Annotated in this window: 9 protein-coding genes; 5 read left to right on the top strand and 4 right to left on the bottom strand. The window is 58.6% G+C overall.

Annotation, left to right across the window (positions count from 1 at the left end; genetic code table 11):
• Nucleotides 1–59 precede the first annotated feature (59 nt).
• Complete coding sequence (locus ACJ8HA_RS17325; protein ID WP_442515415.1) at nt 60–1,727, bottom strand: ShlB/FhaC/HecB family hemolysin secretion/activation protein; 1,668 nt, start codon at nt 1,725–1,727, stop codon at nt 60–62.
• A gap of 370 nt (nt 1,728–2,097) precedes the next feature.
• Here ACJ8HA_RS17325 and ACJ8HA_RS17320 point away from each other — a divergent pair, with 370 nt between their 5' ends.
• Both ACJ8HA_RS17320 and ACJ8HA_RS17315 read left to right on the top strand, forming a co-directional pair.
• Entirely contained in the window at nt 2,098–3,552 is a 1,455-nt protein-coding gene (locus ACJ8HA_RS17320; protein ID WP_049296091.1) for an SIR2 family protein, read from the top strand.
• Complete coding sequence (locus ACJ8HA_RS17315; protein WP_049296092.1) at nt 3,549–4,040, top strand: TIR domain-containing protein; 492 nt, start codon at nt 3,549–3,551, stop codon at nt 4,038–4,040. Before ACJ8HA_RS17320 ends, ACJ8HA_RS17315 begins: the two co-directional genes overlap by 4 nt.
• A gap of 65 nt (nt 4,041–4,105) precedes the next feature.
• Here ACJ8HA_RS17315 and pstB read toward each other — a convergent pair whose 3' ends face one another.
• Genes pstB through ACJ8HA_RS17300 form a run of 3 tightly spaced genes read right to left on the bottom strand, consistent with a single transcriptional unit; the run spans nt 4,106 to nt 8,764 of the window.
• Nucleotides 4,106–4,918 (bottom strand): phosphate ABC transporter ATP-binding protein PstB, encoded by an 813-nt coding sequence (gene pstB, locus ACJ8HA_RS17310; protein WP_019452422.1) that lies wholly within the window; start codon nt 4,916–4,918, stop codon nt 4,106–4,108.
• Nucleotides 4,919–4,946: 28 nt separating this feature from the next.
• Nucleotides 4,947–6,596 carry a phosphate ABC transporter permease PstA gene (gene pstA, locus ACJ8HA_RS17305; RefSeq protein ID WP_049204838.1) on the bottom strand — a complete coding sequence of 550 codons (1,650 nt, stop codon included), beginning with the start codon at nt 6,594–6,596 and terminating at the stop codon, nt 4,947–4,949.
• Nucleotides 6,593–8,764: an ABC transporter permease subunit gene (locus tag ACJ8HA_RS17300; protein ID WP_368908424.1), complete on the bottom strand. Its 2,172-nt coding sequence runs from the start codon at nt 8,762–8,764 to the stop codon at nt 6,593–6,595. The genes pstA and ACJ8HA_RS17300 overlap by 4 nt, the downstream gene beginning before the upstream one ends.
• A gap of 396 nt (nt 8,765–9,160) precedes the next feature.
• On the opposite strand from ACJ8HA_RS17300, the gene ppk1 reads away from it, so the two are divergent.
• From ppk1 to ACJ8HA_RS17285, 3 genes are all read left to right on the top strand, one after another.
• Nucleotides 9,161–11,224, top strand: a complete 2,064-nt coding sequence (gene ppk1 / locus ACJ8HA_RS17295) for a polyphosphate kinase 1 (protein ID WP_264383679.1) — start codon at nt 9,161–9,163, stop codon at nt 11,222–11,224.
• A 10-nt stretch (nt 11,225–11,234) separates the two neighbouring features.
• Nucleotides 11,235–12,785 carry an exopolyphosphatase gene (gene ppx, locus ACJ8HA_RS17290; protein ID WP_025303850.1) on the top strand — a complete coding sequence of 517 codons (1,551 nt, stop codon included), beginning with the start codon at nt 11,235–11,237 and terminating at the stop codon, nt 12,783–12,785.
• Nucleotides 12,786–12,966: 181 nt separating this feature from the next.
• The gene (locus tag ACJ8HA_RS17285; protein WP_197811300.1) at nt 12,967–13,149 is read left to right on the top strand and encodes a YfgG family protein; all 183 of its coding nucleotides are present in this window, start codon (nt 12,967–12,969) and stop codon (nt 13,147–13,149) included.
• Nucleotides 13,150–13,204: the final 55 nt, after the last annotated feature.

The raw sequence follows: 13,204 nt of genomic DNA, 5'->3' as shown, positions 1-13,204 counted from the left end.
TTCATTCCTTCGAAAGGATGTTGTTTTGAACGCCGAGGCGCTCCTGCTGTGTGCTGGCGTTATAACGTGACGGTGGCTTGCCAGTAGGCCACCCAACGATCCGGTTGCAGGCTGTCTGGGTGCGTCAGCGGTTTACCGACGGTGACCGCCTGATTGAACCAGCGGCCGCTTAGCGTGGCGCCCAGCGCCGCCCCGACGACGCTGCCGCCGTCTATCTGCCCGGCGCGCCCCTGCAGCCAGCCGGCGTCTAACGCGCCGGTCAAAGAAAGCTCCCCCAGCCTCGGCAAGGTCTGCCATTGCAAGTTGAGTTCATTGCGCCAGTAGGCGCCGCGATTACCGGTCAGGTACTGCTCTTTAAAGCCACGCACCGAGTATTGCCCGCCGATGGAAATGCGCTCCCCGGCATACAGGTTGTCTGCGCTGGTTTGCCCATAGGCCGAGGTCAGGTAGTAGAGGGAGGGGGCGAGCGGATAGAAATAACTGGCGCCGAGGCCAAGCTTGCGGAACTCGCTGCGCGGCGCTCCGTCGCGCTCCGGATCGTCGGCGGTGGCGCCCAGCATGCGCAGCCCGCGGCTTACCGTCGGGTTCAGCGTCATATAGCCGCCGCCCGCGACCGCGCTGTAATTGAGGCCCAGGCTGGCAATGCTGAGCGTCGGGCTGCTGACGCCCAACCGTTCACCCGCCAGCTTATTTTCCGTGGTGCGCCGCGCCAGCCCGATATCGACGGCCAGCTTGCGTTTGCCATCCCGCAGCAACGTGCGGTTGGCGCCCAAACGCTGGGTCTGGTTATTGCCTTGATAGCGGTAAGCCGCGCCGTTGAATGGCACCTGCTGGAAAAAATCGTTCCAGGCGTACTGGTAGCTGAACAGCCAATAGCCATAGGGTAAGGTGACGCTGCCGTTCAGGCTGCGGCTGCGATGTTGCGGGCTGAAATCATTATTGCGCGCTGCGGAGAGCGACCACTGATCGGCCAGGCGCAGCGGGTTGTCCAGCACCACGCCGGCATTCATCTGCCCGGTGCCGGTGCTTTTCTGGCCGCTGTTATCGGCGCCGAAAGAGAAAGAGACCGGTGTGCGCGTGGCGCCACGCAGCAAAACCACGTTGGAAAAGCCGGGTTGCTCGCCAGGTTGGATATCGATAGTCACCTGTTGCGAGGACAGGCGGTTGAGCTGCTCCATGCCCTGCTCGATATCGCGCAGATTCAATATGCCACCAACCAGACCGGGGAACGCCATCTTCAACGCCGGCGTCTGTTCGCCGCTCTGCGTGATGGACTCGATTCGCCCCTCGCTGGCGCTGACGATCAACACGCCGCGGGAAATATCCTGCTCCTGCAGCCAGGCCTGCGAGGTGACATAGCCGCGTTGCAAATAAGCATTGGTGGTTTCGCGCACCAGGCGGTTGATGTGCTCCAGCGTCAGGCAACGCCCCTGATACGGGCGCGCCAGGCTTTCTTTTACCGACCAGGAAAGATGTTCGGCGCCCTGAAAAACGATCTGCCGCACCGTTTGGCAAACCGCCCCTGCGGCGGCCGGCTCAGGCAGCGGTAACGCCGGCAGTTCAACGCTATTTTGCAGCGCCTCGCGTTGCTGCTGCGCCTGTTCCAGCAACGTTTTCTGCTGTTGGGTAATGCTGTCGCGGTCAGCAGGGCTGGTGATTTCCGCGCACCACGCAGAGCTGCAAAACGCCAAGAGCACAGGCCAAATCCTCAGCTTCCATGCACACATTTAAACACATCCATTTACGTTAACTTACATACCTTAGCGAAGTATATACAATTTACGCCGCAAATCAACGATAATGAGAATCACTTCCATTTAATCAAAGTCACAATGTGACAAAAAATGCAGATATGCCACAACCACCGTGTCTTATTACCCAGAGTGCATTTAATTAATATTAAAATTAAAAAAACAAATAATAAGAGCAAATAAATTCAATATTAAAATAACACATTCAATATCGACAAAAACAAACAAGCAGAGTTTACAAAGTTAACTCGCCATTTTATCTTGGTCGTTATATTCGCATAATTAATTCATAAAAAACATAGTTATTAATTAACCAATAAAGAAAAACAATATCGGGAATAGCCTCATGTTTAACCGTGATATAGAACTGTTTATTCGAGATTACGTTAATGATATCAAAGCCGGCAGCGCTGCGCTGTTTGCCGGCGCCGGGCTGTCTATCCCCGCCGGTTTCGTTAGCTGGAAAGAGCTTATCGGCGATATCGCTTATGAACTGGAGCTGGATATCGAAAAAGAGAGCGATCTTATTTCTCTGGCGCAATATCACCTCAATGAAAAAGGCAACAGACATAAGATAAATCAAAAAATAATTACAGAATTCGCTGAACAGGCGGAAGAAACAGAAAACCACCGGATTATCGCCAGATTACCGATAGCGTCACTTTGGACCACTAACTACGACGACCTGATTGAAAAAACCTATGCCCGTTATAATCGCGTCTGCGACGTCAAAACCACGCCGGAAAGCCTGACCAATAACATTCATAAACGTGATGTTGTTTTATATAAAATGCATGGTGACTATAGAAATCCCAACCAGGCGATTATCACCCGCGAACAATACGAAACTTACTCCCGTACACACCTTCCTTTTATCAACATGCTGATGGCGGAGCTGACTGCCAAAACCTTCCTGTTTATCGGTTTCAGCTTTGAAGACCCCAACCTGCAATATGTATTGAGCCGCCTTTACGCACAGTACGGCGAAGGGCAGAGAAACCACTACTGCATCATGCGGCGCGTCCAGCTCGGCGACAGCGGCAGCGAGGATCAGGCGTCTTGCGATTACAACAGCCGCAAACAAGGCTTGATGATTAACGATCTGCGCCGTTACGGCATTCAAACGCTGTTGGTGGATGACTATCGGCAAATCACTGACCTGCTGTATGCCATCGAAACGCAGTTCAAGAAAAGCACGGTGTTTATCTCCGGCAGCGCCGACAACTACCAGCCCTATGCCCGTGAAGAGTCCATCCAGTTCATACATCGTCTGGCGCGCCTGCTTATCCACAAACAGTATCGCATCGTCAACGGTTTCGGCTGGGGCGTAGGCACAGCGGTGATCAACGGCGCATTGGAAGCCATTTACGACAGCCAAGGAAAAATCAGCGAAAGCCAGCTGGTGCTGCGTCCTTTCCCCCAATTCGCCAGCGGCGGCATTACCCTACCGGCACTTTGGCACGAATACCGTCAGAACATGATTTCGCTCAGCGGCATCGCAATCTTTTTGTTCGGCAACAAACGCAACGCCGAAGGCGAATACGTGCTGGCCGACGGTTTATTGAAAGAGTTCCAGATCGCCACGGAACAAGGCTGCGTCTGCATTCCTATCGGTTGTACCGGCAGCGCATCTGCCGAGATCTACCGAAAAATCAAGGAGGAGATGAAAGAAACCCTCTACTACCGCAACCCCGCCGCCATGAATCTGCTGGATCAGCTTAACGAACCGGGCAGCCTGGCGGAGAAGAAAAAAAGCCTGTTGGCGCTTATCGATATCATTACTAAGGATAACCCCCGATGACCAGAAAATGTTTTTACAGTTTCCATTATGAGCCGGACAACTGGCGCGCTTCTCAGGTACGCGAAATGGGCTCGCTGGAAGGTAACCGGCCAGCCACGGATAACGATTGGGAGGAAGTGAAAAAAGGCGGTGACGCCGCCATCGCCGCTTGGATCAAGGGCCAGTTGGACAATCGCAGCTGCGCCGTGATTCTCGCCGGTAAAGATACCGCTGATCGCAAATGGATTAATTTCGAAATATGCGAGGCTTGGAAAAAAGGCATGGGCGTGCTGGTGGTGTATATACACAATTTGAAAGACAGCGCCGGCGACCAAACCACGAAAGGTAAAAACCCGTTGGATCACATCAAGCTGGGTGACGCAAAGCTTTCCACAATCGCCAAAGCCTATGATCCGCCTTATTCGACCAGCACCAATGTCTATAACCATATAAAAGACAATTTGGCTGAATGGGTAGAAGAAGCGATCCGCATTCGTAAAAATTACTGACGCCCCTGATAGACAAAAGGCTGCACGGTTGTGCAGCCTTTCGTTTGTTCATAGCCCAAACGGCCTCACCCATACCGCCCGGTAATATAATCCTCGGTGCGGCGCTGGCGCGGCGACGTGAAAATGGCGTCGGTGTCGTTGTATTCCACCAGCCGCCCCTGATGAATAAAGGCGGTGTAGTCGGAGACGCGCGCCGCCTGCTGCATGTTGTGCGTCACCAGCACCACGCTATAGCGCTGTTTCAGCGCGGAAATCAGCTCTTCGATGGTCAGCGTGGAGATCGGATCGAGCGCCGAGGTCGGCTCGTCGAGCAGCAATACTTCCGGCTCGATGGCGATGGCGCGCGCGATCACCAGGCGCTGCTGCTGGCCGCTGGACAAGCGGAACGCATTTTCGCGCAGCCGGTCTTTTACCTCATGCCACAACGCGGCGGCGCGCAGTGAACGCTCCACCGCTTCATCCAGCAAGCGCCGGTCGCGCACGCCCTGCAGCCGCAGGCCGTACACCACGTTTTCATAGATCGATTTCGGGAACGGGTTCGGCCGTTGGAACACCATGCCCACCCGCCGCCGCAGCGCCGCCACGTCGATCTGCGCGCCGGAGATCGCCGCGCCGTTCAGTTGCAGATCGCCCTCAATGCGGCAGTTGTCCACCAGATCGTTCATGCGATTGAAACAGCGCAGCAGCGTCGATTTGCCGCAGCCCGAAGGGCCGATCAGGGCCGTCACCCGATGTTTCGGGATACGCAGCGAAATATCGTGCAGCACCTGTTTGTCACCATAAAACAGGTTCAGGCCGTTGACCGCCAGCGCGGTCTGTTCATCGTCGAGATGCTGGACATCCAGCCGGGGCAAACTGCCTGGCGTCATCAAACCCATTACGCACTCCCCAAAAATAGCGTCATTGTTACTGCGACCATGCTCGGTACCGCTCCCTCAACGAATGGCGGATGCCCATCGCCGCCAGATTCAAACTCACCACGATCGTCACCAGCAAGAAGGCGGTGGCGAACACCAGCGGCCGCGCCGCCTCCACGCTCGGGCTCTGGAATGCCATATCGTAGATCTGGAAGCTCAAATGCATGAACTTCCGCTCCAGGTGCAGATACGGGAAAATCTCGTCCACCGGCAGCACCGGCACCGATTTCACGACCCCCACCAGCATCAGCGGCGCGGTCTCCCCGGCGGCGCGCGCCACCGCCAGGATCAGGCCGGTCATCATCGCCGGCGCCGCCATCGGCAGCACGATGCGCCACAGCGTCTCGGCCCGGCTGGCGCCCAGCGCCATCGAGCCCTGCCGCAGCGAGGCGGGAATGCGCGACAGCCCTTCCTCGGTGGCGACGATCACCACCGGCAGCGTCAGCAGCGCCAGCGTCAGCGCCGCCCACAGCACGCCGGGCGTGCCGAAGGTCGGGTTGGGCAAAGATTCAGGATAGAACAGCTGATCGAGCGTGCCGCCGATCATATAAACAAAAAAGCCGAGGCCGAAGACGCCGTAGACGATCGAGGGCACGCCGGCCAGATTGACCACCGCGATGCGGATCACTCGCGTCAGCAGATTGTTGCCGGCATATTCGTGCAGATACACCGCCGCGATCACGCCAAACGGCATCACCACGATCGACATCAGGATCACCATCAACACCGTACCGAAAATGGCCGGGAACACTCCGCCTTCGGTATTCGCCTCGCGCGGGCTGTCGGTGAGAAACTTCTTCACCTGCTCGCCCCAGTGCGTCAGCTTCTCGGTGGTGCTCATGGCGTTCGGGTACCAGGCATCGCGCACCTGGCTGAGCGGAATGGTCAACGTCTGCCCGTGCATGTCGCGCAGCAGCAACGCGTCGCGCTGGCGATCGCGGTTCAGCCCCGCCAGACGTTCGGACAACAGCTGATACTGCCGCTGCAGCTCCAGCCGTTCGGCCTTGATGGCGTCCTGTGCGCGGGCGTCCAGCTTATCGTCGCGCTGCAGGCGCTTTTCCCGCAGCCGCAGCGCGTCAAACTGCTGATTGATGCGCGCCATGTCGCGGAATTGAATGTCGTGCGCCTGGCGCGAGAGCGCGGCGATTTGCGGCAGGCGCTGCTGCAACGCCTGCCCCAGATTGCGGCCGGTCAGCGGTTGCCCGTCTTCCAGCAGCCCCGCCAGATAGCCGTAAGCGGTGCCATGGCTGTCGCGTTCCAGCACCAGCAGGCTGCGCGGCGTGCTTTGACTGCGGATATCGCTGGCCAGCAAGGTGCGGAAATCCTGCCCCTCGCGCTCGCGGTTGCCGACCTTAATCAGATAACGTTCGACGTTCTGCGCCTCGCCCGGCGGCGTGACGCCCGCCTCGGCCAACTGGCGCCGGGAAATGCTTTGTTGCTGGTACAACTCACCGATCACCGTCACCGGCCCGGCACCGTTCTGATTCAGTTCGAACTGATAAACCGGGCTCGGCCAGAAATAGCGCATCCCCTGCCCGGCCAGCAGCAACAGAATGCCGATCAGCGCCAACAGGCTGACGGCCACCGAACCGGCGGTCAGCCACACCCACGGCGACCCGCTCTTCACCCAGCTCTTCATGGCGCCTCCTGATTCGGCGTGTAACGCTTACGCAACCGCAGGCGCACCGCCTCCGCCAGCGTGTTGAACACGAAGGTGAAGACAAACAGCACCAGCGCAGTCAGGAACAGCACGCGGTAATGGCTGCTGCCGGAAACCGCCTCCGGCATTTCAATGGCGATGTTGGCCGCCAGCGCGCGCAGCCCCTGGAACAGGCTGCCGTCGATAATCGGCGTGTTGCCGGTAGCCATCAGCACGATCATGGTTTCCCCCACCGCGCGGCCAAAGCCGATCATCAGCGCGGAGAAAATGCCAGCGCTGGCGGAAGGCAGCACCACTTTGATCACCGTCTGCCATTGGGTGGCGCCCAGCGCCAAAGAGCCCTGGCTCAGGGTGGCCGGCACGCTGAACAGCGCGTCCTCCGCCAGCGAGAAGATGATCGGCACCAGCGCGAAGCCCATCGCCACGCCCACCACCAGCGCATTACGCTGGTCATAATTATCCCCCAGCCAGAAATGCAACGGCTCACCAAACAGCGCCACCTCCAGCCACGGCCCCAGGCTGAACGCCAGCCATACCGTCAATGCCAGCAGCGGCAACAGCAACAGCAGATCGACGCCCGGCCGGCAGCGCGGCATAAAACGATGGGTCAACGCGCCGCACAGCAACACCGCCGCCGCCAGCAACAGCGGCAACGCCAGCACCGCCAACAGATACTGCTCGATGATCGGCGCCAGCCAGATGCCTGCCACCAGCCCGATCACCACCGTCGGCAGCGCGCCCATCACTTCGATAGCCGGTTTGATCACCCGCCGTAGCCCCGCCGTCATAAAGTAAGCGGTATAGATGGCGCCGGCCAAGGCCAAGGGTATGGCGAACAGCATCGCGTAAGCCGCCGCCTTGAAGGTGCCGAAGATCACCGGCATCAGGCTGAATTTGGGTTGGTAGCTGTCTTCGCCGGAGGTGGACTGCCAGACGTAGGCCGGCTGCGGGTAGTTCTCATACCACACCTTGCCCCACAGCGAACGCCAGGTGACGTCCGGATACGGGTTGTCGAGCGCATAGCGCTGCCAGCCCTGCGCGCTCTCCAGCAGCAGACCATCGCCGCGCGGCGCGAACGCCATCTGCCGCACCTCGGCACCCAAACGGGTATTCAGCAGCGGCTGCGGTTGAATGGCGGAAAATAACGAGAAGCCGCCATCGGGCCGCAGAGTGGCGAACACACGGCGGTAAGGCTCGGCCACCGTCAGCTCCTGCCCGTCAGCACCGTGATCGAAATGCTGCACCGGCGTCAGGCGCCAGCGCCGATCTTTTTCCACCTCGAACCACTCGCGCAGATTGCCGTCGGCGCCCTTGATCAGCAGCGCGCTGCCGCCGGGCAGCGCCGTCATCTGATACGGGGCATGTTCGCCAAGGGTACGCGTTTCACGCAGCTGCAGCTGCGCGCCGTCGATCTGATAACGCGCCAGCCGGTTGCCGGTCAGCAGGTAAAGCTGGCGGCCATCCGGCGTCAGCACCAGTTGCTCCCCGTCGTGCTCCAGCGGACGCTCGCTGAACTGCGGCGGCCGGTCGGGGCTGAAGCGACCGAACACCAGGCGCCGATCGTCGGTCACCCCGGCCAACAGATACTGCCCGCGATGCGCATCCGCCAACGACAGCAGTTTCAGCGGTTTGTTCTGCGGATCCAGCGCCAATGGCTGTTGCCCAAGCGGGAACTGCCACTGCGGCCGGCCGTTTTCCGCCGTCGCGAAGTCCGCGCGTGCCACCACCAACCGGCCGTTGGCCTGCGCCAGCGCAAACAGATCGCGCTCTCCGGCAGCCTGCGCGAGCAGCGCCGGTTTGGCCAGCAGCGTCTGCTGCACCAGCGGCGTCTGGGCCTGGCCGCTCGGCGCCGGCGTCAGACGATAAAATTGCCCCGTGCCCTGCGCGTCGATGCGATAACCCACGCGCTGCTGCACGTCCATGCCCAGCGCCAGCGCCGGGGCCGACACCGCGATCGGCAGCGGCTGAGCCTGCCCAAGCGAGGCCGGTTTGAACAGCGGCAGCACCGCAAACAGCAGATAAACGAAGATCAGCATCAACGTCATCAGCACCATCAGCCCGCTGGCGGTCACTGCCGCCTGCACGCCGCGGTCGATGCGCCCGCGCATGCGATCTCGGGGATGTTGATTGGCCGTCGTCTGTGTCATGTGTCTCGCTGTCGCTGATGTAATCGGGCTTACGCCGTAAGATAACCGGGCATCTTATGTCAGTTTTATGACGTTTGCATGACAAAGTTACCCGACTCAACCCAGGTTTTTTACACTGCCAACAGACAATATGAATTTGATATATTGCTGAAAAATGACCATAAACACGCTTTATAACGCCAAGAATAAGCCTGCTAGCCGTCATTTCATGCTGATCGTTTTACTGCCGAGCATCCCGCCGCGGGGAAAATTTATTGCCGCCGAAAAACGCCGCGCGCCAACGCAATGGATATGTTGGACTTTCCTGTCAATCTCTCGCAATAATGATGAAGGACACTAGAGCGGCATCCGGGCGCTGCGTCCCGGATCCTATTCTAAATTTGAACTGGAGTGGCAATGGGTCAGGAAAAGCTCTACATCGAAAAAGAACTAAGCTGGTTATCCTTTAATGAACGCGTGTTGCAGGAAGCCGCAGATAAGAGCAATCCCCTGATTGAACGTATGCGTTTTCTGGGCATTTACTCCAACAACCTCGACGAGTTCTATAAAGTCCGCTTCGCCGATCTCAAACGGCGCATCCTGATCAGCGAAGAGCAAGGCTCCGCCGGTTCCTCGCGCCACCTGCTGAAAAAGATCCAGGCCAAGGTGCTGAAAACCGATCAGGAGTTCGACGGCCTGTACAACGATCTGCTGCTGGAAATGGCCCGCAACCAGATCTTCCTGATCAACGAACGCCAGGTGTCCGAGAACCAGCAAATCTGGCTGCGGCAATATTTCAAACAACATCTGCGCCAGCACATCACGCCGATCCTGATCAACCACGACACCAACCTGGTGCAGTTCCTGAAAGACGACTACACCTATCTGGCGGTGGAGATCATCCGCGGCGCCCGCACCGACTATGCGCTGCTGGAGATCCCCTCGGACAAAGTGCCGCGCTTCGTCAATCTGCCGCCGGAAGCGCCGCGCCGCCGCAAGCCGATGATCCTGCTGGACAACATCCTGCGTTACTGCCTGGATGAAATCTTCAAAGGCTTCTTCGACTACGATGCGCTCAACGCCTATTCGATGAAAATGACCCGCGACGCGGAGTACGATCTGGTCACCGAAATGGAATCCAGCCTGCTGGAACTGATGTCCTCCAGCCTGAAACAGCGCCTGACCGCCGAGCCGGTGCGCTTTGTTTATCAGCGCGACATGCCGAACGAAATGGTGGAACTGCTGCGCGGCAAGCTGGGCATCTCCAACTACGATTCGGTGATCGCCGGTGGCCGCTACCACAACTTCAAAGATTTCATCAGTTTCCCGAACGTCGGCAAGGCCAATCTGGTCAACAAGCCGCTGCCGCGCCTGCGCCACATCTGGTTCGACGGTTTCCGCAACGGCTTCGACGCCATTCGTGAAAAAGACGTGCTGCTCTACTACCCGTACCACACCTTCGAGCACGTGCTGGAGCTGCTGCGCCAGGCGTCGTTCGATCCGAGCGTGTTGGCGATCAAAATCAACATCTACCGAGTGGCGAAAGATTCGCGCATCATCGAATCGATGATCCACGCCGCGCACAACGGCAAGAAGGTCACGGTGGTGGTCGAGCTGCAGGCGCGCTTCGACGAAGAGGCCAACATTCACTGGGCGAAGCGCCTGACCGAAGCCGGCGTACACGTGATCTTCTCCGCGCCGGGGCTGAAAATCCACGCCAAACTGTTCCTGATTTCGCGCCGTGAAGGCGATCAAATTGTGCGCTATGCTCATATCGGCACCGGCAACTTTAACGAAAAAACCGCGCGCATCTACACCGACTATTCGCTGTTGACCGCCGATTCACGCATCACCAACGAGGTGCGCCGGGTATTCAACTTTATCGAGAACCCCTACCGGCCGGTCACCTTCGACAACCTGATGGTGTCGCCGCAGAACTCGCGCCTGAAGCTGTATGAGCTGATCGACAACGAAATCGCCAACGCGCAGGCCGGGGAACAGGCCGGCATTATGTTGAAAATAAATAATCTGGTGGATAAAGGACTGGTAGATCGGTTATATACCGCGTCCGGCGCCGGCGTGAAGATCCGCCTGCTGGTGCGGGGCATGTGTTCCCTGATTCCCAACCTGCCGGGGATCAGCGACAATATTCAGGTGATCAGCATCGTCGATCGCTTTTTGGAACACGATCGGGTTTACGTTTTCGACAATAAAGGTGACAAACGGGTGTATCTGTCCTCCGCCGACTGGATGACCCGCAACATAGATTACCGTATCGAAGTGGCGGTATCGCTGCTGGATCCGGCGCTGAAACAGCGCGTTCTGGACATTCTGGAGATCCTGTTCAGCGATACGGTCAAGGCCCGTTATGTGGATAAAGAACTGAGCAACCAGTACGTGCCGCGCGGCAACCGCCGCAAAGTGCGCGCCCAGGTGGCTATTTACGAGTATTTAAAAGCTCTGGAACAACCAGGACAGTAGGCCAGCAACTATGCCGCTAAAAAACACTGCATCGAACAAACCGCAGGAAATCGCCGCCATCGACCTCGGGTCGAACAGCTTCCACATGGTGATCGCCCGCGTCGTCAACGGCGCTTTACAGGTATTGGGCCGTTTGAAACAACGGGTACATCTCGCCGACGGATTGGACAGCAACAACGTACTCAGTGAAGAGGCGATAGAACGCGGCCTGGCCTGCCTGGCGCTGTTTGCCGAACGGCTGCAGGGCTTCCCGGCGGATAACGTCACCATCGTCGGGACCCACACCCTGCGTCAGGCGGTGAACGCCGAAGTGTTCCTCAAGCGCGCCGCCAAAGTGATCCCCTACCCGATCGAAATCATCGCCGGCCAGGAAGAGGCGCGCCTGATCTTCATGGGCGTGGAACACACCCAGCCGGAGAAAGGCCGCAAGCTGGTGATCGACATCGGCGGCGGCTCCACCGAGCTGGTGATCGGCGAAGACTTCGAGCCGCTGCTGGCGGAAAGCCGCCGCATGGGCTGCGTCAGCTTCGCCCAGCTGTTCTTCCCGGGCGGAGAGATCAGCAAAAACAACTTCCGCCGCGCGCGGCTGGCGGCGGCACAGAAGCTGGAAACGCTGGCCTGGCAGTACCGCATTCAGGGCTGGCAGTACGCGCTGGGCGCCTCGGGCACCATCAAGGCCGCCCACGAAGTGCTGGTGGCGATGGGCGAAAAAGACGGTCTGATCACCCTCGAACGCCTGGAAATGCTCGCCGAACAGGTGCTGCAGTTCAAAAGCTTCGGCTCGCTGAGCCTGCCGGGGCTGTCGGAAGACCGCCAATCGGTATTCGTGCCGGGGTTGGCTATCCTGTGCGGCGTGTTCGACGCGCTGGCGATCCGCGATCTGCGCTTGTCCGACGGCGCGCTGCGCGAAGGCGTGCTGTATGAAATGGAAGGCCGTTTCCGCCACCAGGACATCCGCAGCCGCACCGCCAAGAGTCTGGCCGATCACTACAACATCGACCGCGAACAGGCCAAGCGGGTGCTGGAAACCACCGAACTGCTCTACTCGCAGTGGATGGCGCAAAACACCAAGCTGGCGCATCCGCAGCTGGAGGCCCTGCTGAAATGGGCCGCCATGCTGCACGAAGTGGGGCTGAGCATCAACCACAGCGGCATGCACCGCCATTCGGCCTACATTCTGCAAAACTCCAATCTGCCTGGCTTTAACCAGGAACAGCAGCTGCTGTTGGCGGCGTTGGTGCGTTTCCACCGCAAGGCGATCAAGCTGGAAGAGCTGCCGCGCCTCAACCTGTTCAAAAAGAAACACTACCTGCCGCTGATCCAGCTGCTGCGTCTGAGCACCCTGCTCAACAACCAGCGCCAGTCGACCACCACGCCGGAAACGCTGCGCCTGACCACCGACGACAACCACTGGACGCTGCGTTTCCCGGCCGGCTACCTGGCGCAAAACAACCTGGTGCAGTTGGACTTCGAGCGCGAGCAGGCCTACTGGAACGACGTCGTCGGCTGGAAGCTGCTGATCGACGAAGAAGGCTCGCAAGACGAACAACGCTCCGCCTGATCCTCCGCCCCCTGCCAGCCAGGGGGTTTTTCTTTCCGCCCCCGCTCCGCCAATCTAAACGAAACCCTAATACGGCGCGCCGCCCGCCGGAAAAAAATGGACAACTTTTGTCATCAGCGCCTAAAATCCGGTTACAAATTCTCGAGCGAATAACACAGGACACCGGCATACCGGGTGATATATGCGCAAGAAAACCACCGGACAGATGACGAAGATAGTGTTGTTTATCAGCTTTATCATTTTAGTCGGCCGACTGCTGTACGCCGCCGTGGTGGCGGTGCCTCATCATCAGGAAAAAAAGCAGGCCGCTGCGCAAAACGCCGCCGAAGTCAGCGCGCCGCAACAGGACGCCACCTCTGAATAACCGCCGCGCCCCGTCCGTTTCATAAAAATGACTCCGGCACCCGCTATGCTCTATC

This window comes from Serratia sp. CY33802 (genome assembly GCF_052169095.1).
Lineage (GTDB): Bacteria > Pseudomonadota > Gammaproteobacteria > Enterobacterales > Enterobacteriaceae > Serratia > Serratia bockelmannii.
Note: the sequence above shows the minus strand (reverse complement) of the source record. Positions and strands in the feature narration are given on the sequence as shown.

What these genes read in the sequence shown, in the direction of transcription:
- ppx (WP_025303850.1), top strand. Translation starts at nt 11,235, where the DNA reads ATGCCGCTAAAAAACACTGCATCGAACAAACCGCAGGAAATCGCCGCC.
- ACJ8HA_RS17315 (WP_049296092.1), top strand. Translation starts at nt 3,549, where the DNA reads ATGACCAGAAAATGTTTTTACAGTTTCCATTATGAGCCGGACAACTGG.
- ACJ8HA_RS17300 (WP_368908424.1), bottom strand. Translation starts at nt 8,764, where the DNA reads ATGACACAGACGACGGCCAATCAACATCCCCGAGATCGCATGCGCGGG.
- ACJ8HA_RS17285 (WP_197811300.1), top strand. Translation starts at nt 12,967, where the DNA reads ATGCGCAAGAAAACCACCGGACAGATGACGAAGATAGTGTTGTTTATC.
- ACJ8HA_RS17320 (WP_049296091.1), top strand. Translation starts at nt 2,098, where the DNA reads ATGTTTAACCGTGATATAGAACTGTTTATTCGAGATTACGTTAATGAT.
- pstB (WP_019452422.1), bottom strand. Translation starts at nt 4,918, where the DNA reads ATGGGTTTGATGACGCCAGGCAGTTTGCCCCGGCTGGATGTCCAGCAT.
- pstA (WP_049204838.1), bottom strand. Translation starts at nt 6,596, where the DNA reads ATGAAGAGCTGGGTGAAGAGCGGGTCGCCGTGGGTGTGGCTGACCGCC.
- ACJ8HA_RS17325 (WP_442515415.1), bottom strand. Translation starts at nt 1,727, where the DNA reads ATGTGTGCATGGAAGCTGAGGATTTGGCCTGTGCTCTTGGCGTTTTGC.
- ppk1 (WP_264383679.1), top strand. Translation starts at nt 9,161, where the DNA reads ATGGGTCAGGAAAAGCTCTACATCGAAAAAGAACTAAGCTGGTTATCC.